This is a genomic window from Piscibacillus salipiscarius (assembly GCF_042685285.1).
GTDB lineage: Bacteria > Bacillota > Bacilli > Bacillales > Alkalibacillaceae > Piscibacillus > Piscibacillus salipiscarius.
The window spans coordinates 126978-152531 of record NZ_JBHUMZ010000011.1; the positions used below are offsets into that span (position 1 = coordinate 126978).

30 protein-coding genes are annotated in these 25554 nt (G+C 37.5%); 20 read left to right on the forward strand and 10 right to left on the reverse strand.

Going from position 1 to position 25554, the window contains the following annotated elements; all coding sequences use genetic code 11:
- Positions 1-5: 5 nt before the first annotated feature.
- The 4 genes from ACFSW4_RS03455 to ACFSW4_RS03470 all read left to right on the forward strand — a co-directional run bounded on the left by ACFSW4_RS03455 (position 6) and on the right by ACFSW4_RS03470 (position 3506).
- Entirely contained in the window at positions 6-701 is a 696-nt protein-coding gene (locus ACFSW4_RS03455; RefSeq protein WP_054752042.1) for an aspartate/glutamate racemase family protein, read from the forward strand.
- Positions 702-712: 11 nt separating this feature from the next.
- Complete coding sequence (locus ACFSW4_RS03460) at positions 713-1324, forward strand: hypothetical protein (RefSeq protein WP_377327464.1); 612 nt, start codon at positions 713-715, stop codon at positions 1322-1324.
- 102 nt (positions 1325-1426) lie between these two features.
- Positions 1427-1963, forward strand: a complete 537-nt coding sequence (locus ACFSW4_RS03465; protein WP_054752038.1) for a histidine phosphatase family protein — start codon at positions 1427-1429, stop codon at positions 1961-1963.
- A gap of 16 nt (positions 1964-1979) precedes the next feature.
- Positions 1980-3506, forward strand: coding sequence for a hypothetical protein (locus tag ACFSW4_RS03470; RefSeq protein WP_377327466.1), 1527 nt, complete (start codon positions 1980-1982; stop codon positions 3504-3506).
- A 36-nt stretch (positions 3507-3542) separates the two neighbouring features.
- Here ACFSW4_RS03470 and ACFSW4_RS03475 read toward each other — a convergent pair whose 3' ends face one another.
- Positions 3543-4082: a TIGR00730 family Rossman fold protein gene (locus ACFSW4_RS03475; protein ID WP_054752032.1), complete on the reverse strand. Its 540-nt coding sequence runs from the start codon at positions 4080-4082 to the stop codon at positions 3543-3545.
- A 198-nt stretch (positions 4083-4280) separates the two neighbouring features.
- Here ACFSW4_RS03475 and ACFSW4_RS03480 point away from each other — a divergent pair, with 198 nt between their 5' ends.
- Both ACFSW4_RS03480 and ACFSW4_RS03485 read left to right on the forward strand, forming a co-directional pair.
- Positions 4281-4679, forward strand: a complete 399-nt coding sequence (locus ACFSW4_RS03480) for an NUDIX hydrolase (protein ID WP_054752030.1) — start codon at positions 4281-4283, stop codon at positions 4677-4679.
- Between the two features lies 1 nt (position 4680).
- Entirely contained in the window at positions 4681-5106 is a 426-nt protein-coding gene (locus ACFSW4_RS03485) for a GNAT family N-acetyltransferase (protein WP_054752028.1), read from the forward strand.
- A gap of 126 nt (positions 5107-5232) precedes the next feature.
- Here ACFSW4_RS03485 and ACFSW4_RS03490 read toward each other — a convergent pair whose 3' ends face one another.
- Together ACFSW4_RS03490 and ACFSW4_RS03495 are read right to left on the reverse strand one after the other, a co-directional pair.
- Positions 5233-6129 carry a manganese catalase family protein gene (locus ACFSW4_RS03490; protein WP_377327468.1) on the reverse strand — a complete coding sequence of 299 codons (897 nt, stop codon included), beginning with the start codon at positions 6127-6129 and terminating at the stop codon, positions 5233-5235.
- A gap of 68 nt (positions 6130-6197) precedes the next feature.
- Entirely contained in the window at positions 6198-6494 is a 297-nt protein-coding gene (locus ACFSW4_RS03495; RefSeq protein ID WP_377327470.1) for a YuzF family protein, read from the reverse strand.
- A gap of 164 nt (positions 6495-6658) precedes the next feature.
- On the opposite strand from ACFSW4_RS03495, the gene ACFSW4_RS03500 reads away from it, so the two are divergent.
- A complete protein-coding gene (locus tag ACFSW4_RS03500) occupies positions 6659-7159 on the forward strand; it encodes a fasciclin domain-containing protein (protein ID WP_054752026.1) in 501 nt (166 codons plus the stop codon).
- 184 nt (positions 7160-7343) lie between these two features.
- On the opposite strand, the gene ACFSW4_RS03505 is transcribed toward ACFSW4_RS03500, so the two are convergent.
- Both ACFSW4_RS03505 and ACFSW4_RS03510 read right to left on the reverse strand, forming a co-directional pair.
- A complete protein-coding gene (locus ACFSW4_RS03505) occupies positions 7344-7697 on the reverse strand; it encodes a VOC family protein (protein WP_054752024.1) in 354 nt (117 codons plus the stop codon).
- A 77-nt stretch (positions 7698-7774) separates the two neighbouring features.
- Entirely contained in the window at positions 7775-7882 is a 108-nt protein-coding gene (locus ACFSW4_RS03510) for a putative holin-like toxin (RefSeq protein ID WP_369404790.1), read from the reverse strand.
- A 251-nt stretch (positions 7883-8133) separates the two neighbouring features.
- Here ACFSW4_RS03510 and ACFSW4_RS03515 point away from each other — a divergent pair, with 251 nt between their 5' ends.
- The 9 genes from ACFSW4_RS03515 (at position 8134) to ACFSW4_RS03555 (ending at position 15295) form a co-directional block, all read left to right on the forward strand.
- The gene (locus ACFSW4_RS03515; protein WP_377327472.1) at positions 8134-10095 is read left to right on the forward strand and encodes an aconitate hydratase; all 1962 of its coding nucleotides are present in this window, start codon (positions 8134-8136) and stop codon (positions 10093-10095) included.
- Complete coding sequence (locus ACFSW4_RS03520; RefSeq protein ID WP_279401299.1) at positions 10096-10272, forward strand: hypothetical protein; 177 nt, start codon at positions 10096-10098, stop codon at positions 10270-10272. It abuts the gene before it with no gap.
- A 99-nt stretch (positions 10273-10371) separates the two neighbouring features.
- Complete coding sequence (locus ACFSW4_RS03525) at positions 10372-10848, forward strand: DinB family protein (protein ID WP_054752022.1); 477 nt, start codon at positions 10372-10374, stop codon at positions 10846-10848.
- Positions 10849-11017: 169 nt separating this feature from the next.
- Positions 11018-11647, forward strand: a complete 630-nt coding sequence (locus ACFSW4_RS03530; protein ID WP_054752020.1) for a trimeric intracellular cation channel family protein — start codon at positions 11018-11020, stop codon at positions 11645-11647.
- 10 nt (positions 11648-11657) lie between these two features.
- Positions 11658-12347, forward strand: coding sequence for a Crp/Fnr family transcriptional regulator (locus tag ACFSW4_RS03535; RefSeq protein ID WP_377327474.1), 690 nt, complete (start codon positions 11658-11660; stop codon positions 12345-12347).
- A 152-nt stretch (positions 12348-12499) separates the two neighbouring features.
- Entirely contained in the window at positions 12500-12619 is a 120-nt protein-coding gene (locus ACFSW4_RS03540) for a cytochrome c oxidase subunit 2A (RefSeq protein WP_279401298.1), read from the forward strand.
- Between the two features lie 18 nt (positions 12620-12637).
- Entirely contained in the window at positions 12638-13105 is a 468-nt protein-coding gene (locus tag ACFSW4_RS03545; protein ID WP_377327476.1) for a cytochrome c oxidase subunit II, read from the forward strand.
- Entirely contained in the window at positions 13106-14734 is a 1629-nt protein-coding gene (locus tag ACFSW4_RS03550) for a b(o/a)3-type cytochrome-c oxidase subunit 1 (RefSeq protein ID WP_377327478.1), read from the forward strand.
- Positions 14735-14836: 102 nt separating this feature from the next.
- Complete coding sequence (locus ACFSW4_RS03555) at positions 14837-15295, forward strand: hemerythrin domain-containing protein (RefSeq protein ID WP_377327480.1); 459 nt, start codon at positions 14837-14839, stop codon at positions 15293-15295.
- Here ACFSW4_RS03555 and ACFSW4_RS03560 read toward each other — a convergent pair.
- Positions 15292-15549, reverse strand: a complete 258-nt coding sequence (locus ACFSW4_RS03560) for a hypothetical protein (protein WP_377327482.1) — start codon at positions 15547-15549, stop codon at positions 15292-15294. The genes ACFSW4_RS03555 and ACFSW4_RS03560 overlap by 4 nt on opposite strands.
- Positions 15550-15674: 125 nt before the next feature.
- Here ACFSW4_RS03560 and ACFSW4_RS03565 point away from each other — a divergent pair, with 125 nt between their 5' ends.
- Positions 15675-16964: a hemolysin family protein gene (locus tag ACFSW4_RS03565; protein ID WP_377327576.1), complete on the forward strand. Its 1290-nt coding sequence runs from the start codon at positions 15675-15677 to the stop codon at positions 16962-16964.
- Between the two features lie 34 nt (positions 16965-16998).
- Here ACFSW4_RS03565 and ACFSW4_RS03570 read toward each other — a convergent pair whose 3' ends face one another.
- The 3 genes from ACFSW4_RS03570 to ACFSW4_RS03580 form a co-directional block, all read right to left on the reverse strand.
- The gene (locus ACFSW4_RS03570) at positions 16999-17397 is read right to left on the reverse strand and encodes a hypothetical protein (RefSeq protein ID WP_054752014.1); all 399 of its coding nucleotides are present in this window, start codon (positions 17395-17397) and stop codon (positions 16999-17001) included.
- Positions 17398-17525: 128 nt separating this feature from the next.
- Positions 17526-18992: a catalase gene (locus tag ACFSW4_RS03575; RefSeq protein WP_377327484.1), complete on the reverse strand. Its 1467-nt coding sequence runs from the start codon at positions 18990-18992 to the stop codon at positions 17526-17528.
- A gap of 215 nt (positions 18993-19207) precedes the next feature.
- Positions 19208-19588, reverse strand: a complete 381-nt coding sequence (locus ACFSW4_RS03580; RefSeq protein ID WP_054752012.1) for a RidA family protein — start codon at positions 19586-19588, stop codon at positions 19208-19210.
- 159 nt (positions 19589-19747) lie between these two features.
- On the opposite strand from ACFSW4_RS03580, the gene mbcS reads away from it, so the two are divergent.
- Together mbcS and ACFSW4_RS03590 are read left to right on the forward strand one after the other, a co-directional pair.
- Positions 19748-21328 (forward strand): acyl-CoA synthetase MbcS, encoded by a 1581-nt coding sequence (gene mbcS / locus ACFSW4_RS03585; RefSeq protein ID WP_377327486.1) that lies wholly within the window; start codon positions 19748-19750, stop codon positions 21326-21328.
- 101 nt (positions 21329-21429) lie between these two features.
- Positions 21430-22422 carry a nuclease-related domain-containing protein gene (locus tag ACFSW4_RS03590; RefSeq protein WP_377327488.1) on the forward strand — a complete coding sequence of 331 codons (993 nt, stop codon included), beginning with the start codon at positions 21430-21432 and terminating at the stop codon, positions 22420-22422.
- Between the two features lie 239 nt (positions 22423-22661).
- Here the strand turns inward: ACFSW4_RS03590 and ACFSW4_RS03595 are convergent, their stop codons facing one another.
- The gene (locus tag ACFSW4_RS03595; RefSeq protein ID WP_377327490.1) at positions 22662-23549 is read right to left on the reverse strand and encodes a cation diffusion facilitator family transporter; all 888 of its coding nucleotides are present in this window, start codon (positions 23547-23549) and stop codon (positions 22662-22664) included.
- A gap of 144 nt (positions 23550-23693) precedes the next feature.
- Between ACFSW4_RS03595 and asnB the strand changes: the two genes are divergently transcribed.
- Positions 23694-25541 (forward strand): asparagine synthase (glutamine-hydrolyzing), encoded by a 1848-nt coding sequence (gene asnB, locus ACFSW4_RS03600; RefSeq protein ID WP_377327492.1) that lies wholly within the window; start codon positions 23694-23696, stop codon positions 25539-25541.
- The last annotated feature ends 13 nt before the right edge of the window (positions 25542-25554 follow it).

Below are 25554 nucleotides of genomic sequence, written 5' to 3' on the forward strand. Positions count from 1 at the left end.
AGACTATGAAAACAATAGGTATAATTGGCGGAATGAGTTGGGAATCGACCGTAACTTATTACCGATTAATAAATGAAAAAGTTAATAAAGAATTAGGTGGTCTTCATTCTGCTCAAATCGTTTTATATAGTGTAGATTTTGCGGAAATTGAAGAAAATCAATCAAAAGGCGAATGGTGGAAAGCTGGAGATTCATTATGGTATGCAGCAAGATCATTGGAGTTAGCTGGTGCAGATTTTATTATTTTAGCGACTAATACGATGCACAAAGTAGTAGAAATCATAGAAGAACGTATTACGATTCCGATTCTGCATATTGCAGACGCTACTGCGCTTGCAATCTGGGAGAAGGATGTACGTAAAGTAGCGTTATTAGGTACTAAATATACGATGGAGCAGTCCTTCTATAAAAATCGTCTTGAAGAGCAAGGCCTAGAAGTGATTACTCCTGACGAAGAGCAACGCGAGAAAATTAATGACATTATATTTGATGAACTTGTTCAAGGGAAACTAAATGGAGAGTCTAAAGCTTATTATTTAGATGTCATTCAAGAGTTAGTTGACCAAGGAGCAGAAGGGGTTATACTTGGCTGTACTGAGATTGGATTGTTAATTCAAGAAGAAGACGTGAGCGTTCCTGTTTTTGATACAACTAAAATCCATGCAACTGAAGCGGCTAAAGAATCATTAAAAGATGAATAGGAGTTTAAGGATTGAGAAAGTATTTGTTATTATTGTTGCTAATTTCGTTAATGGCCTGTAGTCCAGAAGATTCAACTGAAGAAAAAGACATGAAAGTAGATGGATTAGCAACTGTCGAAGCTCTAAAAGAATTTGATACTAAGAAGGCTGCTGAACGTCTAGCTTTAGGTCCGATTTTTGAATTTGATGTAAAATTTCAAGATCCAAATGATACGAAATTGGAAGTCTGGTTAGATATTTATAAAGATGGTGAAAGACTAAATGGTAAAATGGGGCAAGTTAGGACTGAGTTTGTAGATATTAAACGAAAGTCAGAACACATTGGTTGGTCAATGATGGACCCCTTGGCAGACACTTTGGATTTAAGATTGTATAGTTATAATGCTAAAGAAAGTGGAACATATACTAGTCAACGAGAAACGATGTTGAAATCAGGGTACCCTACCTCACATAAATATTTGATTGACAGTAATATCAATCTAAAACCTGGAAAGGAATACCCTGTTGCTGCGTTTTATCAAAGTAATTCAAAAAATACGATTAGAGGCTATAATACTTTAGATCAATTAATTAAAAATAATCACGTTGTTATCTTAATGAAAGTAAAAGTTGAAGAAAAATAGGTAGTGGAGCTAACTCTACTACCTATTTTTTGTATATCTTGATATCTATGACAAGGAATTATATGTATACTTGTCGAAATGTAGGAGAGGGAGGGAAGCGGTATGGAACAAGTCATCTATTTAGTTAGGCATTGCAAGGCAACAGGTCAGGATCCAGATTGTGAGCTAACTTCGCAAGGTTATGAGCAGTCTCAACAGTTAGCTAGTTTTTTTGAAACAATAGAAGTAGATCAAATTATTACTAGCCCATATACGCGGGCTGTTCAATCCATTTTACCAACTGCAGAACAAAAGAATTTAGATATATACGTCCATGACGGGCTAAAGGAACGAGATCTAAGTAATAAAAAACTTGAAAACTGGATGGAACTTTTAGAAGCTTCTTTTCGAGATTTACATATGAAGTTATCTGGCGGTGAGTCTAGTTATGAAGCGATGCAACGATTTCTGCCAATTTTAGAAGCTATTAAACTAGGGAGAGTAAAATCAACCATACTTGTTACTCATGGCAATTTAATGACGTTAATGTTGAATCATTTTGATCGACAATATGGCTTTGAAGACTGGAAGAGCCTATCGAATCCAGATGTTTATAAGGTTACTATTGGTAGTGGATTAATAGAGAGAATTTGGCAGTGAAGAGTGGGTGTATGAAATGGATAGGCGAACGTTGATCCAATTATTAGTCGCAGCAGTGCTTCTTGGTGGTTTTTTCTTAATAGTTCAAGTAACGTCTAGTTCAGATGAAACGGAAGAAGAAATTAAAGACAAATCCGATGAGCAGAATGAACAACTGATTGACAGTGTGGAAGAACTCGCAATTGATTTAGAATTACCAAACTATAATGAGGACATGTCATTAGAGGAGTTAGAATCTCTAATAGAAATCTATAGTAACAAAATCGTCAGATTAACAGAAATGGAACATCAGTTAGATTCTAAATTTTATACTGAAACAAGAAATGACATGGAAAAAGAACGATCCGAGTTATTTAATCTTCTAAGAAAAAAACGAGATGAAGAGTTTGAATGGACAGTACTTGAAAGTAATGAGGACTTAAAAGAACATTATAACTCTATAATCCCTGGCCTAAAACGCGCAAAAAAACTAGGGGTAGTAGAAGACATCAAACAAACGTTTGTTTTAGAAGATAGTGATTATGAGTTTACGATTGATCAGGTCTGGTCCAGTTCCGAAGGTTTTTACTTACTTTATAATATTAAAGTAGGTGAAGTTCCTAAAGGTAGGTTGTTTCATTATTTACATTTGCAACAAGGAAGAAATGACCTTCGTGAATTGTGGCGTAGCAGAGAAAGTGTATATTATAATGGCCGCATTTATGGTGCTGTCAAATATTTAATGGAAAACAATAAAACTGAAGATCATGATACATTTGATATTGGAATTCAAGTGGGACAAAACCAATTACATCGTTTTCATAATAAAACAATTCCTATTAAAGAACACAAAGACATCGAAGCGAAATATAAATTCACCGTTCCGATAAAGCGCACGGTGAGCCAAAATGGTATTACTGTTACCATAGATCGTTTAGAACATCGGTTAGGTGGGAATCGGTTGTATTTAACTGCAGATGAGCACAGGATTTTTGGTATATCTGGTGAAGTTGATAACCAACGTTTTTCTAAGTTTAAGTATCAGGGTTTCAATAATGATAATGGAAACGAATTTAATCTACCCATAAAATCTTCTGATCAGCTGCCGGATCAAATGAATGTCGAGTTAAATGAATTACATTTAGTAACGGACCAAAGCCTAACATTTGAAGTAGATGCATCCAACATAGAGTACCAAGAGAAGGTGATCATTAATAAACGAATAGGTGAAGTGTTCGGATTTAGCTATTTTATTAATCATTTAGAATATAATGGTGACGGGCTATTCGTCTATTTAAGAAAAGAGAATAGAACTGGCTATCATAATTATGAAATCCCTATGCCTGTGTCTCCAAACTCTCCAGAATTTAATAACATTACTATTATTAACTCTAATGGTGAGGAAATTAAAGACCAGTACTTCAGAACAGATGTAAGGCCGCATGAGAATTTAATAGGCTTTACAATACCTAGTGATGGCGAAAAGTATCAAATTAAATTTAGCGATATATTAATCCGTACTAAGTTTTACGACAAATTTAATGTGGAAATTAAAAAACAATGAGTTTTGAGGCATTTGGCGAAGCACCAAATGCCCCCTTTATTTTTCGGTTAAAACTTCAATTAAATGCTGAGGGCTTTCTTCAATTATGATATGTTCCTTGTAATGTCGATCGGCAAAGCCTTCCTTAATCATATGGTCGAATAATTCTACAAGGGGTGAATAATAACCGTTTGTATTAAGCAAAGCGCAAGGTTTTTCGTGATAACCAATTTGCGACCAAGTAAAAACTTCAAACCACTCTTCTAGAGTACCCACTCCTCCAGGTAAGGCTACGAAGGCATCTGATAGTTGTGCCATCATAGCCTTTCGTTCATGCATGTCCTTAACAACATGTAGCTCAGTTAAATTTTGATGAGCTATTTCCACTGTTTTAAGTCTTTCTGGAATGACGCCAATAACAGTACCATTTTGTTCAAGGACACCTTCTGCAACAGCACCCATTAAACCAACAATAGCTCCTCCGTAAACAAGTTCAAGGTTATGATTAGCAAGCAATTTACCTAGCTTTTTGGCCTCTTTCATATAGGAATCATCTATTCCATGTCTTGAACCACAGAATACTGCTATACGTTTCAATTATTTCACAGCCTCTCAGTTTTTGATAATAATACTTATTCTAATTTATCCATTCATATGTAAGTTTTCAAGGTTAAAAGAATTTATGAAACAAACGTTTGTTTGAAACTAGTTTTACTTTAACAAAATGTTCATATGTATTAAATAGGAGTTTACCTGAATGGTCTCGAACGTTATATGTAAGTGAGGGGGGATCGTATGTGTAAATGGAAAGGTTCGGCAGCGGTTTGTGTTAATGAAAATCAGGAATTACTAATGATTCAGCAAGGCTTACCTCATGAAGGAAAAAGGTGGTCAGTTCCATCAGGGGGAGTTGAAACAGACGAAACATTTGAACAATGCTGCATAAGAGAAGTTTACGAAGAAACGGGCTATCACGTAGAAATAGAAAATGAACTGTTTACTAAAGACTCTGAAGTGTCGACAGTTAAATATTTCAGTGTCAATATCATCGGGGGTCAGATTAGATTGCATGATCCGGATGGACTTGTGCAAAGTGTTGAATGGAGAGATCCAAAGTTAGTACCTAAAGAGGACTTTCAGTACAAAGAAGATATTGAGTTCTTGCAAAACTATGTAAAGGAGACCGTGAAGTGACATGATTAGAAAGGCAACAATGGAAGATGTACAAGGTCTAGCAGAATTGATGAGTGAATTAGGTTATCCGACGAGTTACGAAAATATGAAGCAACGTTATTCGAAAATTAATCAACATCCTGATTACTATACGTTAGTTTACGAAATTGAGGGACAACTTGTTGGCATGACAGGTATGATTAGAGCTTTTCGATATGAAGACGATTATTCTTATGTACGCATCGTTTCAATGGTAGTTAAGGAGTTTGCTCGTGGTAAAGGAATTGGGTATGAGCTATTAAAAGCTTCGGAATCATGGGCGAAGGGACAAGGTTGTCATATGGTTACTTTAAATAGTGGTAACAGGGAAGAACGATCAAAAGCACATGAGTTTTATAAAAGAAATGGTTTCGTTGGCTCTGCAACCGGTTTTTATAAGAAATTATAAGTAAATATGATTTTAATCTGATTTGACTAAAAAATCATGGGAGCATCTAAACGAGGTCCTCCCATGATTTATGAAATTTATAAGTTTTGACCATAATCATCCAGTCAATCTTGAATTAAATTCACCTCACAAACCAGCCTTCTTTTGCAACCGTTTTGAAATTTCAAGGAAATCTTCGTATGAGATTCCTGGAGCAAATGTTTCTTCTGCTTCGGGATACTCCGGAACAGGTGCCCCTTTTGGTGCTCCTTGAATGACCTCAAGTGGTAAGCCATCTTCCGGGTGGTCACCTTTCCATATTTGGACAACATCTTTATAATCCTGGTCACTAAAAGTATATAACTTTCTACCTTCCCCAGCATCTTCCCATTTTCGTGCTGCATCAAATTTTCTGTTACTTAAATTTGGGATTGGAACCATTTTCGTCATATCTACCCCTGTAAGAATCTCAAGTGCTTTAGCGTATGCAACGATATGCACTCCTCCACGGACTAATAAATAACCAATCATTTCTCTAGCAACTGGATGTTCTGTCATTTCGTAAACTCTCATTTTATGTGTTCTAGCTCCAATCTCAAGGAAAAAGTTATGAAGCAAATCCTGTACGAGATTCCCGCTTTTAAATGTGTAATCACCTGTCCAAGCTGCCCCCATCGAGTCAAAAGGTCTTGCCATTTGATCTGTAGCAATAAAGTGATAAGTATTACGTTTGTCCTTTCCATCACGCATAGGTGTTTGATCAGGTTCTTCAGGGTAAGTAGATCCTACAAGCATTAAATTTATTGTGTGAGAAACTAACTCTACGTGCCCAAACTCTTCTCCTGTAATACTACATATGAGGTCATAAAATGGTTTAAGCTTTTTACTTTGTCTGAAACCAAATGATTGGAACATATAATTATTTAAAGTCGACATTTCTCCAAATCGACCACCAAGTAGCTCTTGTACAGCTGCGGCAGCATTAGGATCTGGCTGGTCGGGCTTTGGTAATTCAATCGCAATACGGTCAAACCGTTTAATCATTGGTACCCCTCCTTTAGTAGTCATACCATTAGTAAGTTTATGAGTGAGGAGGGTTGTATTATCAATAATTATTTGGAGTCATGAAATTGAGTTGGCATGACCCAACTAATTTCCTGTATGCGAACAAAGTATATGTTTCCGCTAATTTCTAAAGCTATATGGTCAATTTTTACATCGATTAATTGTCCACGTAATGCTCCTTTGTCTGTTTCAACGACAACATGTTGATTGATTAACGATATTAATGTTTGGTACATAAAAGGTTCAAATAATGTAAATAATTGAATTTGATGATTATCAGCTTGACTTGGCAATTGAGGTTGATTACCCCACGAAAAACCTTGGTTACCATAATACATACTCATACTAATCCTCCTAAATAAATTGCTTTTTTATTTTATGATGATGCATACCCGGGAGTGATTGTTTAACCGTATGTAAAAATTTCCACTATTATTTTTGGATAGATTCATTGATTTAACAAATACTACCTTCCAGTCAATGAACTATCTAAAGGAGGAAATAGTATATGAAACGGAAATGGATTGTATTAAGTGTTTTAACGCTTTTCATAGTGAGTTCGTTCTCTTTAGGCGCTTTAGCTAAAGATCAATCAGTAACTGAAAAAGATATTGTGGATACAGCCATTGACTCAGGCGACTTCACAACACTGGTTGCTGCATTAGAAAAAGCCGGTTTAGTTGAAACTTTAAAAGGAGAAGGACCATTTACAGTTTTTGCTCCGAATGATGAAGCATTTGAAGCACTTTTAAATGAACTTGATATTACAGCTGAGGAATTATTAGCTAGAGAAGATTTAAAAGATATTCTTTTATATCATGTAGTAGAGGAAAAAGTTATGTCAGAGAGTCTAGAAGATGGCATGGAAGTAAAAACGTTATCTGGTAAAACTGTGAAAATTTCACTAAATCCAACTCAAGTTAATGAGTCAAAGGTTATTTTAGCTGATGTTGAAGCTTCTAATGGTGTTATTCATGTCATTGACAAAGTTTTAATTCCTGAAAACTAAATAGTTATAAAACTGAGAAAACAATATAATTAACAAAAATCCAGACTGTTCATTTATTGGCCTGGATTTTTGTTAGTTTTAAGTAATATTGCTTGTCAAAATACTTACTTTTTATGAGTTCAAGTCTATTCAGTTAGTTTCAGTTAAAATCTTAAATCATCTAGGATTTATACAGTGCAGTGTACTATTTTACCTTAGAAAACTCTAATAACTCTATATGATTACCATCTGGATCTTTAAAAATGGTGTAGCGACCTGGCGGGCAAGGTTCTACGTCAAGTAGAAATGGTACTTCTCTAGATTGTAAGTCACTCATATCTTTCTCCAAATTTTCTGATTGAATGGCAAGAACAACGTTATTACCTGACTCTAAATCATGATGTTCTTCTAAAACAATTGGTATGTTGGAATGCTTTAAACTTACGATGGTATCTCCGTAATATTGATCAACTTCAAATCCTAAAACTTCCGTATAAAAGTAAACAGATTTCTCCAAGTCTTTTACTCGAATTGTCATTACGCAAACTTGATTTAGCATTTAATACATCTCCCTTTATTTTTCAACCTAAATTATATAATTCAACAATAATGGTGTATGACCTTTAAGAATGTGCATTATTTTTTCTTTGTGATTGCTATAATAATTTGAACAATAAGTGATATTAATCCTACGATAAAGGATCCAAAGGCGAACAATATTAGGATGTATCCCGGTCCGTCCATAAGAACACCTCCAAATTATTCCACTAAATGACTGGTTGTCCACATTATAAAACACGAACACATGTTCGTAAACTATTTTTGAGAAAATCCTACAATGTCACTATTTTTCGGTGTAAATTTATAAGATTTGCATAAAATATAAATTGTTATATAGACTGTATGGTTTGATTGATCTTGTTTATGGGTAAATTTTACATAGAAGCGTTTATAAAACGTGGATATGTACGGATAATTTGGAAAGGAGTTTTCAAATGAAATTGAATGTAGCTCAGAAGTTAATTAAAGAACATCTAGTTTCAGGTGAAATGAAACCAGGTACGGAAATTGGTTTAAAAATTGATCAAACATTAACTCAGGACGCAACAGGAACTATGGTGATGCTTGAGTTAGAAGCAATGGGCGTGGATCGAGCAAAAACAGAAGCCTCAGCTCAATATGTAGACCATAACTTAATTCAATCAGATCACCGTAACCCTGATGACCACCTATTTTTACGTAGTGCAGCTAAAAAGTTTGGACTTTATTTCAGTCGTCCTGGTAACGGTGTAAGTCACCCTGTCCATATGCAAAAGTTATGTATGCCAGGTCGCACATTATTAGGCTCAGACAGTCACACGTGTGCTAATGGTTGTATGGGTATGTTAGCTATGGGAGCTGGTGGTATTGATGTTGCCATGGCTATTGCAGGAGAACCATTTTATGTGAAAATGCCTGAAGTCTGGGGTGTGAAGCTAACAGGTAAACTACCTGATTGGGTAAGCGCTAAAGATGTTATTTTAGAAATGCTTCGCCGTCACGATGTTAAAGGTGGCGTAGGAAAGATTATTGAGTACTATGGTCCTGGTTTAAAAGATTTATCAGCGATGGACCGACACGTTATTGCGAATATGGGAGCTGAGCTCGGAGCAACTGCTACCGTGTTCCCATCTGATAAAGAAGTTAAGCGTTTCTTGAAACAACAAGGACGCGAAGACGATTGGCAGGAGCTTACGGCAGATCGCGGAGCCACATATGATTTACACGATGAGATTGATTTATCATCATTAGAGCCTCTAATTGCTAAACCATCTAGCCCGGGTAATGTCGTACCTGTGAGTGAAGTTGCTGGAGAGTCTATTTATCAATCTTATATTGGTTCTTCGGCGAACCCTGGTTATCGTGATTTTGCCATTGCAGCTGAAATCGTGAAAGGTAAGCAAATCGCAAACGGTGTATCCTACGATATTAACCCTTCTTCTCGTCAGATTCTAACTCAACTAGTTGAAGAAGGTCATATTGCAAGTTTACTTAGTGCAGGTGGCCGTCTGCACCAAGCTGGATGTAACGGTTGTATCGGAATGGGGCAAGCGCCTGCATCAGGTCGAAACAGTTTAAGAACAACACCACGTAACTTCCCAGGTCGCTCGGGTACTAAAGAAGATAGCGTGTTCTTATGTAGTCCTGAAACTGCTGCCGCGTCAGCTTTAACAGGTGTTATTACCGACCCTAGGACTCTTGAAATGGATTATCCAACAATTAAAGAACCTAAAGTGAATTTCGATAAAGAACAAGGTATGTTAGAAGAACCAATTGATCCAGCTGAAGGTTTAAATGTAGAGCTTGAAAAAGGGCCTAACATTAAATCAATCCCTGATTTATCCCCAATCGAAGATAATTTCGAAGTACCTGTATTACTTAAAATGGGTGATAACATTTCTACAGATGAGATTTTAGCTGGTGGTTCACGCGTCCTACCATATCGTAGTAATCTACAAAGAATTAGTACTTTCACTTTCGAAATTGTAGATGACACCTATTATGAACGGGCAATGAAACAAAAAGATGAAGGTGGGCACGCAGTCGTAGCTGGTCACAACTACGGTCAAGGTTCTTCACGTGAGCACGCAGCTTTAGCTCCGCGTTTCTTAGGATTAAAAGCTGTTCTAGTTAAAGACTTCGCGCGTATTCACTTACAAAATTTAATTAATTTTGGGGTGCTACCTATTCAATTTGTTGATGAACAAGATTATGAAAAGCTTGAAAATGGTGACGTGCTCGTGTTTGAAAGCGTAAGGGATAAAATTCAAAATGATAATGAATTTGAAATTGGAATAAAAGGTAAAGATGAGAAAATCCGAGTGAAACACGGATTAACAAGCAGACATCTGGACATAATATTAGAAGGTGGAGTGATTAATTGGATCAAGAATAAACAACAAGAAAGTGGGGTATAAATGGGATCACAAGAGCACAGATGTAAAGCTTGTGAAGGTAGCGGCCTATTAATGGATGATGAGGAATGGCATTACACTTGTACAGTCTGCGGCGGAGATGGATATGTCTCGGATTATGAGAGCCGGGAGGAAAACCGCATCAGTAATGTCGATGAGAATAATCGAATATTAGACTAACATTCAGAGCTGTCCCTTTTTGAAAAGGGGCAGTTTTTTATGTGTTAAGAAGGGATATTTATATTTGTATAGAATAATGAATTAAAAAGGAGTGAGTGCATGAATGTAAAAGTAGCACTAACTGAAGAGTCGGTCATTAAACATTTTAAATTATGGAGAAGTTGGGTGATTGGACTCGTCGAGCGTATACCTGAAGAACGATTTGATGAAGTCCCAAAACCATTTCGGAACAACATTCGCTGGAATGCAGGTCATTTGGCAGCAAACTTGGATTCGAAGTTGTGTTGGGTCTTAAATGATGAGCCTCGCGTCCCAAAAATTTATCAAGATATGTTCGACCGAGGTACAAGTCCTTCTGAATGGACGACTTCACCACCTTCTAAAGAGGAAATTTTAAAAGTGCTTGAGCAGCAATTAGATGAAGTTGAAGAGCGTGTAAATGGGAAGTTAGACATGGAGCTACCAGAGGAATTTATAGGTATGCAAACGTTAGGAGAGGCATTAGAATTCTTCGCGGCCCACGAGGCACTTCATTTAAATACGATGAATACAATGCGAAGGATGCTAAAAAAGTGAATTTATATGCCACGCGTTTTTGCGTGGTATTTTTTATGAGGGAAATTATTCAAATTTATAAGGAAATTTATAATTTTATGAGGAAAAATTCAATTTAATAAGTAATTTTTCGTATATCAAACAAGATATATTTTGTTATGATAGTTTTGTACCAAGTGGGGGTGCAAAGATGACCTGGGATATTTTAAATATTATTGGTACGATGGCATTTGCGATTAGTGGTGCCATTGTGGCCTTAGAAGAAGAATATGATTTATTCGGAGTTTATCTATTAGGGTTCGTAACGGCATTTGGTGGCGGGACGTTTAGAAATCTTTTACTGGATTTGCCTATTTCTGATATATGGAATCAAAGTATGCTTTTTACGGTCGCATTTATTACCATGACACTTTTATTTTTCATTCCATTTCATTGGGTGTTAGGTTTTAAAAGATTGTGGGGAGTGTTTTTCGATGCGATTGGTCTTGCCACCTTTGCAGTACAAGGGGCATTATTTGCCGTTATGGCTGGTTATCCGATGAGTGCTGTGATTGTAGGTGGCGTTTTAACAGGGACAGGTGGGGGCATGATTCGCGATTTATTAGCAGGTAGAAAACCACTTGTTCTGCATCAAGAGATCTATGCGATGTGGGCAGTCATCGGTGCAATGGCGATTGGTTTTGGTGTTGCTGATACCATGTGGCAATACATTCTACTCATTGTTGGAATTGTATCGCTAAGGATGTTATCCGTTATTTATGGGTGGAGCTTACCGACCCGATTTGATTGGTTAAAACAGTTACGAAAGCTTAAACGTTAGGAGGAGTTTGGTGTTTCGTTCAGAAGCTTTTTTTAGACAGTTTCCGATTTTTACAGAACTCACTGAAGAAGAACTAACTAGATTAAGACAGATTTCAATTGAGCGTAATCTTGAGAAAGGAACCACGTTGTTTCGTCAAAATGACCAGCGTCATTCTGTTTATTTTATACGAACGGGTTTAATTAAAGTGTTTAAGGTGGACCAGGAAGGGACTGAGCAAATCGTCAATGTTTTACATTCAGATGAAATGTTTCCTCATGTAGGTTTTTTTGATGAAACGCCTTATCCTGCTACTGCTATTACTTTAACAGAGGCGAAGGTTGTATGTGTGCCAATTGAAGAATTTGAGCTGTTATTAATGGAAAAGCCAGGTATGGCAATCAAAGTAATGAGAGTGATTGGTAAGAAGCTGTTAGAGCTTCAAGAACGCCTTCAATCGATGCAGACGCAGGATGTGTTTCACCGTATTGTGATGGAACTTATTAGATTCACAAATGAACTAGGCGTGAAGAAATCGACAGGCGAGATTTATTTACAATTACCGATCACAAATTCAGAATTAGCGAGCATGATTGGGGTGTCTCGTGAGACAGTTAACCGAGCATTTAATCGACTGAAGAAAGAAGATATTATAACTTACAATCGTAAAGAAATACATATATTAGACATTGAAAAACTTAAAACCTATTGGATTCATTAGCGCCATTCATTATGGCGTTTTTATTTTGGATTAAATGTGAAATATTTCACAAAAACGTCAACAATTTATTTCAGATTTGTGATTTGAATCACAAACTTTAGATGTTTTTACCAATAAGATAAAAGTAGAAATAGAGATAAGGAGGGCTGCCGATGAAGAATTTAAAACATGACCACGAGAAATTGTATGGCGCTTTCGTTTCTGTGTTATTAGTTGGGGCATTTATAGTCGGATCTTGGCTGTTTATTTATTATCTTTTCATTACGCGTTAATTCTAAGGGGGGATTTATATGCACATGCACAAGTTAGAAAGGGTTTGGCTTATAATCGGTGTATTAACGTTAATTGCCTTTTTATCGACAGTAGGCTATCAGGCATTTGCTTCTGGTCATGCACCGCCGAGTGATTTAACAAAAATTGACCCTGAAAAAGTTCACGATACGCCTCCGTTTGATGAACCAGGGTTAAAACAAATTGGGGACAACGAATACGAATTAGTGATGGTGCTTCAGTCATTTGGGTTTACACCAAATAAAGTTGAAATTCCACAAGGTGCAACCGTAAAATTCATTGTAACGTCTGTGGATGTTGTACATGGCTTTGAAATAGCAGGAACAAGGGTTAATATGATGGTCACACCAGGGCACGTGAACTCTATGACTTATAAGTTTAATGAAAAAGGTGAATACCTCATTTTATGTAACGAATATTGTGGAACTGGCCACCACGTGATGAGTGCCCAACTGGAGGTGAAGTAGATGAATATATTAGATCGCAAGTTAAGTATGGCTCACTTTTATATCGCTTTTTTTGCAATTGCAGTCGGAGGACTGTTCGGATTACTTCAAACATTAGTCAGAAGTGAAATGATTACATTACCTAATTCAATCAATTACTATCAAATCTTAACAGCCCACGGGGTTCTAATGGCAATTGTATTTACTACTTTTTTTATCTTTGGATTTTTATACGCTAGTGTAATTAAAACGACCGGCGCTTTTAGTAATGGGAGAAGACGGGCAGCATGGATCGGCTACTGGATGATGGCTATTGGTATGGTGCTTGGTGTCATTATGATTATGCTTGGTGAAGCGACTGTGCTTTATACGTTTTACGCACCACTTGAAGCGCATCCACTATTCTATATTGCATTAGCTTTAATTATTGTTGGAACTTATTTCGGATCATTTGCTATTATTCGTCAATATAATCTCTGGAGAAGAGAAAACAAAGGCAAAACTAGTCCGCTACTAGCTTTTATGGCAGTAGCAACATTAGTACTCTGGTTAATCGCAACTATTGGCGTCGTTGCAACAGTCGTTCTTCAATTCATTCCATGGTCATTTGGGTGGGTAGATGAGATCAACATTGCATTAAGCCGGACTTTATTTTGGTATTTTGGTCACCCGTTAGTCTATTTCTGGTTACTTCCAGCTTACATGGCATGGTATGTCATGGTCCCGAAAATCATCGGTGGAAAAATTTTCAGTGACTCACTAGCAAGATTAGCGTTCTTACTGTTTATTTTATTCTCAATCCCGGTAGGTTTTCACCACCAACTACTTGAGCCTGGAATTAGTCACGAGTGGAAGTTCATCCAAGTCGTCTTAACATTTGCTGTTATTATTCCATCATTGATGACAGCATTCGCACTTTTTGCTACCTTTGAAATGAGAGGAAGAAGCTTAGGTGGTAAAGGATTATTTGGGTGGTTTAAAAAACTTCCATGGAAAGACGTTAGATTTTTTGCTCCATTTATGGGAATGCTTATTTTCATACCGGCTGGAGCTGGTGGAATTATCAACGCTAGTAACCAGTTAAACCAAGTTGTTCATAACACGATTTGGGTTACGGGTCATTTCCATTTAACAATTGGGGCAACGGTCGCCTTAACCTTTTTCGGAATAAGTTATTGGCTCGTTCCATATCTAAAAGGCAGAGTTCTTACAAAACAGCTTAATGGGATTGCTATTTATCAAACCATTCTATGGGTTGTTGGAATGTTAATTATGTCAGGTGCGATGCATTTCTCTGGATTATTAGGAAATCCAAGAAGAACACAAGTGACAACCTATTTTGACCACCCGGTCGCATCAACCTGGGGCGCTTATGAGACAGGAATGGCTATTGGTGGATCACTGCTTTTCATCTCTCTAATTCTATATTTAATCTTAATGATTAATTTATCGTTTTTTGCACCAAAAGGCCAGGAAGAATTCCCAATTGGTGTTGAGGCAGATGAATCCTTACAACCACCTGCCATTTTAGAGAATTGGAAGGTATGGGTAGGAATTGCCTTCGCATTAATTTTGTTTGCTTATACCATTCCAGTTATTGATATTATTCAAAATGCACCTCCAGGATCTAAGGGATTTAAGTTTTGGTAAGTTTTAAAAACAAAAAGGAAGTCTAAGTTTGAATAAAGAATAAATATATATAGCCTCTATCTAAAAGGTAGGGGCTATATAAAATTAAAGGGGTGAATGTTGATGAAAAGGCATGAAGCGTTGAATCCGTTATCCCACCACCATCATCATGCATTAGTCATGGCGTTAGAGATGAAACGAGCAGGTACGGAGCAGAGTTCAAAAACTTATAAACAATTAGTCCGTGATATGATTGATTTCTGGATAAAAGATGGCCGTGATCATTTTAGAGATGAAGAAGAAGTGTTGGTGCCATTATACTTACAATTTGCGAGTGAACCTAAAGAGAATTTAATTAAAGATATGTTATATCAACACGCTCAAATTCGTGGTTTAATAGAGGAATTGCGGGAAAAGGGTGAAACGGACTATGAAAAGATGAGGTCATTAGGTGAGTTATTAGATGAACATGTTAGGTTAGAAGAACGAACCTTGTTTCCTCTAATGGAAGAAGCAATACCTGAGAACTATTTGTATCAAGCAAATGGCCGCTTTCACAGAGATTCATACAGCGGGTTTTAGCGTAATTCTTTATACCAATATGAGACAGCTAAACTGATTAAAGAGCCGATGAAAAAGAGAAACCCATACCCCATAAAAAATAAGTGATAATTAAATTCAAAAAAGTACCCTAATACAAATGCAAGTACACTTAAGATCATGGTAAACGTAAAAATATAAAAGTTGTAATCGCGACTAACACCTATTCCTTTTTGAATATAGTGGATTAAAATCGACACGACGAAAAAACCGACTAAAATAAATAGATAAACCACATTTGTTCACCTTTTTTCACATTTTGTTAGTTCCATTATACCACAATGAACGTGTGTTAAAGTCGTGATTGGTGGGGTAAGATAGAGTTGATGTCCTTAAAAAGTTGGTGTCGTTGATGTCAGTTATGACGTTTGTTTATATTATTTTAATTATAGTATTAATAGCCTTAACTGCTTTTTTTGTTGCCTCGGAATTTGCGATTGTCAAAATTCGAAGCAGCAAAATTGATCACTTAGTTGAACAAGGTGATCAACGAGCAATTGCGGCTAAAAAAATTGTCGGTGAACTTGATGCTTATTTATCTGCTTGTCAATTAGGTATTACGATTACAGCTCTTGGATTAGGGTGGGTTGGAGAACCTACAGTCGAGAGGCTTCTACACCCTGTATTTGAGTACCTTGATCTGCCATCTACTTTAACCCATCTACTTTCGTTCAGTATAGCTTTTGCCATAATTACGTACTTACATGTCGTAATCGGAGAGTTAGCACCGAAAACACTGGCCATTCAAAAAACAGAATCCATTGCACTATTAACAGCAAGACCACTTCTTTTGTTTTATAAAATAATGTTCCCATTCATTTGGTTACTAAATGGTTCAGCTCGTTTGTTGACAAGAATGGTAGGCGTGAGCCCAGCTTCAGAGCACGAAATCGCACACTCTGAAGAAGAACTGCGAATTATTTTGTCTGAAAGCTATCAAAGTGGTGAAATTAATCAAGCTGAATATAAATATGTGAATCGAATTTTTGAATTTGACAATCGGTTAGCAAAAGAAATTATGGTGCCAAGAATGCAGATTGAGGCGTTAGAAAAAGATACGACTATCCTAGAGTTTCTTGAATGCGTTCGAGATGCGACCTTTACTCGTTACCCTGTCATTAAAGGAGACCATGATCATATTCTAGGTATGATTAATGTGAAGCGGGTGATGACAAATTTTTTTGATATAAAAGATTTTGAGAGTGAAACAATTGAATCATTTATTAGACCTGTTATAAAAGTAATAGAGACGATTCCGATTGAAGAGCTACTTAAAAAAATGCAAAAAGATCATATTCATATGGCTGTTTTAGTTGATGAGTATGGCGGAACATCAGGAATCGTGACTGTTGAAGATATTTTAGAAGAAATCGTGGGTGAGATTCAAGACGAATTTGATCAGGAAGAGGAGAATTTAATTCAGGAATTAGAACGAAATGTATATTTAGTTGAAGGTCGCGCTTTGATTAGTGATGTCAATGATTGGTTTGATATAGATATTGAAGCATTTGATGTTGATACGTTAGGTGGCTGGTTGCTAACAGAAAAACACGATCTCAAAGAGGGCGACAGTATCAAATATGAGAACGTGACTTTTGTGGTTAAACAAATGAATGGTTATACAGTTAGTAAAGTAGAAGTAAGTAAATAAGGACCTGGCTGCATTCGTGACAGCCAGGTCTTTTTTACCATCTTAAATCCATCGTTAAATGACAGCAGTCAGCACCTTCCACATTCGCTTGCATAATCAACGTGATGCCATCCGGATTATAATCAACTTCTACATTATTGTGAATCCCTGTTGACTCAAGTAGTTCACGTACTCGGTCAATGTCATTCTTCTGTGCTGCATCCATTACTTGATGAGCGAAGTCCTCTGATTCCGAGAGCTTTTGCAGAATTCCACTTGCATCATTAAGTAAATCGCGAAAAGCCTCAGCGGATTCTTTGAAAACTGTAGGGTCCACATCAGGGTATCCATTTCCGTTAGGTAGACGCCCTGACTGATACGTTTGATAAATGTCATACCAAGGATAATAGTAATATGGATTGTTTGGAACATTTGGATTGTAACGATGTCTCATCTTGACCCTCCTAAACCATTGTCATAATATGTATATGCTAGAGTATAGTTATAATGTGAGGTAAAGATGATGACGACTAACATTAAAAAATCCAGCCGCAAACATTGCGACTGGATTTGCTAATCATTTTACGCTTTTACTTCATCTGGCACATGAAGACCTAAACCTTCAGCAAGACGTTCACCGAATTCTGAATCAGCTTTATAGAAATGGCCGATTTGGCGAAGTTTAATGTCTTCAATTGTGCACTGACCTAGGTGATCAACCACGTTCTGAACAAGACGGGTTTTCTCATCGTCACTCATTAAGCGGTATAAATCACCGGCTTGAGTGAAGTGGTCGTGTTCATTGTAAGATACTTGAGCTGCTTCACCCTCAACATCAAACGGATTAACTTGGTTTGAAGGGTCTTCTTTAGGTGTTTCTTCAAATCTATTTGGTTCATAGTTAAGTTCACTACCATGTCCAGTTCCCATTTGCATGTAACCTGCACGTTGGTAGTTTTTAGGTTCATTAATAGGGCGGTTAACAGGTAGTTGTTCATGGTTAACACCTAAACGGTAACGCTGAGTATCAGAGTAAGAGAACAAGCGTCCTTGTAACATCTTATCTGGAGACGGCTCAATACCAGGCACTAAGTGTGCTGGAGATAGGGCAGCCTGCTCTACATCGTTAAAGTAGTTTTCAGGGTTACGGTTTAGTACCATCTTACCAACTTCGATTCTAGGATAATCTTTTTGACTTACTGTTTTGGTAACATCAAAAATATCCCATTTGTAAGTTTTATAGTCTTCGTAAGGGATAATTTGTACGTAAAGTGTCCAAGAAGGATAGTCACCTTTGTCGATTGCGTTGAACAGATCTTCTGTATGATAGTCAGGGTTTGTACCTGCTAATTCATCCGCAACGTTAACGTCCATTCCTTTAACACCTTGATCACTAACAAAGTGATATTTTACCCAAAATGCTTCTCCTTCTTCGTTAACCCACTTATAAGTATGGCTACCATAACCGTTCATGTGACGGTAAGTCGCAGGAATACCACGGTCACCATGCAAGTAAGTTACTTGGTGTAGTGACTCTGGTGATTGTGACCAGAAATCCCAAACTGCGTTTTTGTCTTTTAGGTTTGTTTGTGGATTACGCTTTTGTGTATGGATAAAGTCAGGGAACTTAATCGCATCACGAATAAAGAAGATCGGTGTGTTGTTACCGACTAAATCATAGTTACCTTCTTGAGTATAAAATTTCACTGCGAAACCACGTGGGTCACGTACAGTATCAGCAGAACCTAGTTCACCAGCAACTGTTGAGAAGCGGATAAACATAGGAGTACGTTTACCTTTTTCATTTAAGAAATCTGCTTTTGTATATTTTGAAATTTCATCGTTTGTCACTTCAAAGTAACCGAAAGCGCCAGCACCTTTTGCGTGTACAACACGCTCTGGAATACGCTCGCGATCAAAGTGAGCTAGTTTTTCTAATAAATGTACATCTTGAATTAATGTTGGTCCACGACTTCCAGCGGTAATAGAGTTTTGGTTATCACCAACTGGAGCACCACTTGAAGTGGTAAGACGATTCTTGTCTACCATGAATCATTCCTCCTCTTAAAAAGATTACACGAATATAATAACCTATTAATAATGATTTGTAAATTAAAATGATTATAATTTGCTAGAAAGTATAAAAAGTAGGAAATAAGTAGGGTAAAAGGCGAAAATTCAGTGTTTTATATTCATCTTACTATGTACGATTTCATTTGGCTAATATTCCACCTAATAATTGAGAGTAGAGCGTAGAGGTAGCTCTACGCTTTGGATGCAATGGCTTCGATTTCTACCTTTGCACCTTTAGGTAATTTACTTACCTCAAATGCTGCTCGGGCAGGATAAGGCTCGTCTAAAAAACTAGCATAAATGTCGTTAACAGTTGCAAAATCATCCATCGAATCTAATAGAATAGTCGTTTTGACAAGATGTTTATAATCTAAGCCGGCTTCTTTTAGAATGGCGCCTAAATTTTTCATAACCTGTCTAGTTTGTTTACTAACATCATCGCTTACCATTTCCATTGAGCTAGGGTCAAGTGGAATTTGGCCAGATATAAATAGTAATCCACCAACTTCAACGGCTTGCGAATATGGACCTATCGCAGCTGGTGCTTGGTTTGTAGAGTATACATTCTTCATTTTACTACTCCTTTCTATAATTTTCATTTTAACATAATTTAATAAAAAGGTAGGAATATAAAGCATGTAAATTTTCACATTTTAAATTTTTCTGAATTTTTGATATAATAAGAGCCGAGTTGAGCGGATGCTCAATAAATTATAACCGGAGGGGATCGAATGAAGAGAGAAGAATTAATTGCACCAGATCAGTACAACATCGTTTCAGAGTTTGAAAAATTTGCGACAGAAGGTAGTCGTAAAGCGGTTCTCTGGGAAGATGATCAAGGTAATCGGAAAGATATTACTTATGTTGAATTAATGAAAAATGCGAATAAAATTGCAAACGCTTTCTTAGATAATGGTTTGAAGAAAGGCGATAAAGTTTTAATTATTGTTCCAAGATTAATCGAGGCTTATCAAATCTATATTGCAGCATTGAAGGCAGGTTTGGTTGTCATTCCAGGTTCTGAAATGCTCCGGGCGAAAGACATTGACTATCGCCTAACTCATGGTGAAGCTAAGGCAGTGGTTAGCTATTACCCATTTGTTTCAGAGTTTGAGAAGGTTAACCGAGTTAGTGACTTACAGCGATTTGTAGTTGGAGCGGAGCATGACGACTGGCTACATTTAGAGACTCTAATGGACAAAGCGTCAGATCAGTTTAAAATAGCTGATACGAAACGCGATGATATGGCATTTTTATCTTATACATCTGGTACAACCGGCAATCCAAAAGGGGTTGTACATACTCACGGCTGGGGTTATGCTCATCTTAAAACCTCTGCATCTAACTGGTTAGGGGTTGAAGAAGGAGATGTTGCTTGGGCAACGGCTGGTCCAGGCTGGGCAAAATGGCTATGGAGTCCGTTTTTATCTATATTAGGCTCGGGAGCTACTGGATTAGTTTATAACGGTAAATTTGAACCTAAGAAATATTTACAGCTTTTACAAAACTACAAAGTGAACGCACTTTGCTGCACACCAACTGAATACCGTTTAATGGCAAAAGTAGACGGTCTTGATCAATATGATCTTTCGAGTTTAAAGAGCGCGGTTTCTGCAGGTGAGCCACTTAATCGTGAAGTGATTGATACGTTCCGACGTTATTTTGAGGTAACCGTTCGCGATGGTTATGGGCAGACCGAGAATACGCTGTTAGTTGGCATTACGAGAGATATGGAAGTTCGTCCAGGTTCAATGGGTAAACCAACTCCAGGGAATCATGTTGAGATCATTAATGAAGATGGTGATCCGGTTGGGGCTGATGAAGTAGGTGATATCGCGGTTCATAAATCAACACCTGCATTATTTAAAGAGTATTATAAAGATCCGGAGCGTACTCAAGCGGCATATCGCGGTGAATTTTACTTAACGGGTGACCAAGCGAAGAAAGATGAAGAAGGTTACTTCTGGTTTGAAGGCCGTAGTGATGATATAATCATCAGCTCAGGTTACACGATTGGACCATTTGAAGTAGAAGATGCTTTGGTTAAACACACTGATGTTCAAGAGTGCGCAGTTGTTGCGAGTCCTGATGAGGTTCGTGGAGCCGTCGTTAAAGCCTTTATCGTATTAAAAGACGAAGTCAATCCGGAACGTGACGGCTTGGTTGAAGAGCTACAAGATCATGTTAAGCGTCTAACCGCACCATATAAGTATCCACGAAAGGTTGAATTTGTTAAAGATTTACCGAAAACGACATCAGGTAAGATCCGCCGCGTTGAGTTAAGACAACGTGAAAAAGCGGCAGTAAAATAATTCAAAATAGCCTCTTTAAAGGGGCTATTTTTATGTTGACTTAATAGTAGGGATTTTTATAATAAAAATTAGAGAGTGAGAAAGGAGATTTTTATGAAACGATGATATTAAAAGAATTACAAGTCTCTTCCTATTTACTTCAACTTGAGTCACTTATCCGACGGCTTCCTCAGCAGCATGAAAGTTATTCAATTGTTCAGGACCAGATTGCCCGCGAGCACGCGGGTTACTATGGTGAATGTCAGTTGATATACCCCTTATCAAAACTAAACTTCCCCACCGATTTAATCTATCAACTTCGGTTACCCTACAATCATAGCTTTTTTCAAATCGATTGTTTGCTCATGACGCCAAGGTTTTTCCTAATTATCGAAGCTAAAAATTACCGAGATCTCGTTGTGTTTAATGAATTTGATCAAGTGTTGCATAAAGACAGGGTTTACCAAGATCCAGTCATGCAGGTTGAAGAACAGAAGTATCAACTTGAAATGTGGCTACAAATGAAAGGAATCCCTCCCATCCCTATTGAGACCTTAGTCACCATGACCAACTCCCAAGCTTTACTGAAGGCAGCTTCCCCAAATCATAAAGAAAAAGTCGTTACCCTTCCTAAGTTATCGAGCAAAATTAGAGAACTATCAGAACAGTATAAAGCGCAACTATTGAACGTCAGCGACTTGAGATGGCTCGGGAACCAAATGATGATGGAGCATCAGGATTATGTTGCGGATGTCTTGATGAAGTTTCGGGTAAATGAAAAAGCGTTACGCCAAGGTATAGTTTGTCCTGAATGTGGGGTGTTGGGGGTGAAGATGGTTAAGAAGCGTTTCGAATGTCCTCAATGCAAAACTCGTACATCAGATGCATACCTTACGGCTCTAAAAGATAGCTTCTTGCTAGGGAAACGAAATATTACCAATAGTGAATTTAGAGAATTCAGTGAAATTCAATCACATAGTACAACTAGAGATCTTCTGGTTAGATCAAACCTTAAGAAAGAAGGCACAAAAAGATATACAAAATACCAGTTATGTTTTGATTATAAAAGAGATTTTGATTATTTGAAGAGAAGAAAAAGAAGTAAGAAATTATAAGGGAGATAACTATATAGAGAGCGTAAAACCGCTTATAGAAAATGAGGATACGTTCATAGAGGGAAACAACCGTTGATAGAATGAAAAGTTACGTTCATAGAAAAAGAACAACCGTTGATAGGATGAGAAGTTACGTTCATAGAAGGAAAACAACCGTTTATAGAACGAGAAGAACCGTTCATAGAGAGTCGAACCACATGGTAGGGAGTGGAATATTTCCGCTCCCTATCATGTTCAACTTAGTGATACGGATTCACATGTACGTAAACGTCTTGAACTTCTTCGTGGTCGTCCATGAGTCGTTCTTTGACGCGGGCGGCAATGGCATGTCCGTCGTCAACGGTAATTTCAGGGGCGACGCTGATCTTAACGTCAATGATAACGTAGGAACCGTGGGTGCGTGCGTTCAAAGTGTCAACGCGTTTAACCCCATCTACCTTTAACACACACTCGAAAAAGTGCTCTGTATCATCGTCATCTAGAACGGTTTCAAGAGTAACGTTAACTGCATCTTTTCCTAACTTAAAACCCATCCACATGACTAAGACAGCAATTAACGTTCCAGCAACAGGGTCAAAGTATTGCAGAAACGTGATTTGATACTCTCTGCCCAAAATTGACAGTCCAATCCCTGCTAAAGCAATGACTGAAGACAAGGCGTCTGATCGGTGATGCCATGCGTCAGCAATGATCGCAGGACTGTTGATTTTATTTCCGAGTCGATATTTATACTGGAATAAGGCTTCTTTAGCGATGATAGAAAAAATGACTACATATAACGCGTAGATGCTTGTCTGTTGGGTTGTTCGATCCCAAATCGATTGGACCGAATCAAGTAATATTTCAAAACCAACAATAATTAACAGAATAGATACGATTAATGTGGCAATGTTTTCTGCCTTTCCGTGACCATATGGATGTTCTGGATCCGGCGGTTTACGTGCTGCTCGAATCCCGATTAACACGGCAAAGGAGCTAACTACATCTGAGGCAGAGTGAAAGGCATCAGCAATTAACGCTTTACTATTGGTTAAAACTCCTGCGACACCCTTTATAATAGCTAAAAGTAGATTCGCTATAATTCCGAGTATTGAGGCGAATTGTGCTTTTGAGTAACGTTGATCCATTTAGATAACCTACTTTTTATACGTATTTATAGAGTAATTTTCATTTTAACAATAAAATACATTAACGTCTATTTGAGCACTATGTAAGCCTATCTACATATAATAATCCATAAGTGCAATTTTGACGAAAAGGGAGATGGCAATATGTGCGGTATAACTGGATGGGTTGATTGGGAGGGGATTAATCAAAGAGAGCATGATCAAACGATTAAAAAAATGACGAATCAACTCATAAAACGTGGTACGGATGATGAAGGGTACTTTCTCAATCAACATGTCGCGTTTGGCCATAGGCGTTTAGCAGTCATTGACATAGAAAATGGAAGGCAGCCGATGATTGTGACGCATGTCGGTCATACTTATACAATTGTTTATAATGGAGAGTTATACAATACCAATGACATAAGAAAAGAGTTATTGAAAAGAGGTTATCGGTTTAAAACTACGTGTGATACTGAAGTGCTGCTTAACGCATATGTTCACTGGGGACCGGATTGCTTAGATTATTTAAATGGGATTTTTGCGTTTGCTATTTGGGATGAGAAACGAGAACGAGTCTTTATCGCGAGGGATCGGCTTGGCGTTAAACCGTTATTTTATGCTAATGCAGGTAAAAAAATAATCTTTGGTTCTGAGATCAAGTCTATTTTGGAGCATCCTGATATAGAACCCGTAGTAGATCGAGATGGGCTCGCTGAAGTTTTTGGTCTAGGACCTTCTCGTACACCGGGTCATGGAATTTTTTCTCAAATTGACGAGCTACGTGCTGGTCACGCCATGTTAGTAACAAGGCAGGGAGTAAAAACCTGGCGCTACTGGAATGTTCAAAGCGAGAAGCACGAGGACTCATTTGATGAAACAGTCGAAAAGGTTCGTCATCTTTTTGTTGATGCTGTAGAACGTCAGTTAGTGTCTGATGTTCCCATCTCAACTTTTCTATCAGGTGGTGTTGACTCAAGTGCTATTACAGCCATCGCTGCGAATTATTTTAAGGAAACTAATCAAGGACAGCTGCCAACCTTTTCTGTTGATTATAAAGGAAATGAAAAACACTTTGAAGAGAGTGTTTTTCAGCCGTCTAATGACCGAGATTTTATCAAAATCATGGTCAATCAATTTAAAACGAATCACACGGACTGTGTAATTACCGAGCAAGAACTCTTTGATACTTTAAAAGAATCTGTCATACTCCGCGATCAACCTGGAATGGCAGATGTGGACTCGTCACTTCTTTGGTTCAGTCATCAGATTAAAAAAGAAACGACTGTTAGTTTATCTGGAGAATGTGCAGACGAAATTTTTGGTGGGTATCCGTGGTTCCATAATCCTGAGTTAAATGGAGAAGATGGTTTTCCGTGGATACGTTCATTAGATCATCGAGAGAATTTACTATTACCTGAATGGAAGAAAAAATTAAATATTAAAGATTACGTAAAAGAGCGTTTCAACGAGACGGTCACTGAAACGCCTATATTAGATGGGGAATCTAAGGTTGACCGTAAACGAAGAGAGATGTTTTACCTTAATATGCAATGGTTTATGGCGCAGCTGCTAGATCGAAAGGATCGAATGAGTATGGGAGCAACACTCGAAGTTCGGGTACCATTTGCCGATCATCGTTTAGTAGAATATGTTTGGAACGTTCCTTGGGAGATGAAAAATGCTGGTGGATTAGAAAAAGGTCTGCTCCGTAAGGCCTTAGAGGGTATTTTACCACATGACATTTTATATCGAAAAAAGAATCCGTACCCCAAAACGTTCCAGCCACAATACGAGAAACTAGTTATGAATTGGATGAAGGACATCTTAAACGACCCTAATAGTTGCTTATTTGAAATCTTGTCGAAAAACCAGGTTCAAAAGCTGCTCGAATCAAATGGTAACCTGTTTAAAGAGCCTTGGTACGGTCAGCTTATGCAAGGGCCGCAATTAATCGCGCATCTTTGTCAGATAGATTACTGGATGAGGCACTATAACATTAAAATAAAGTAGGTTAAGGCCTGTG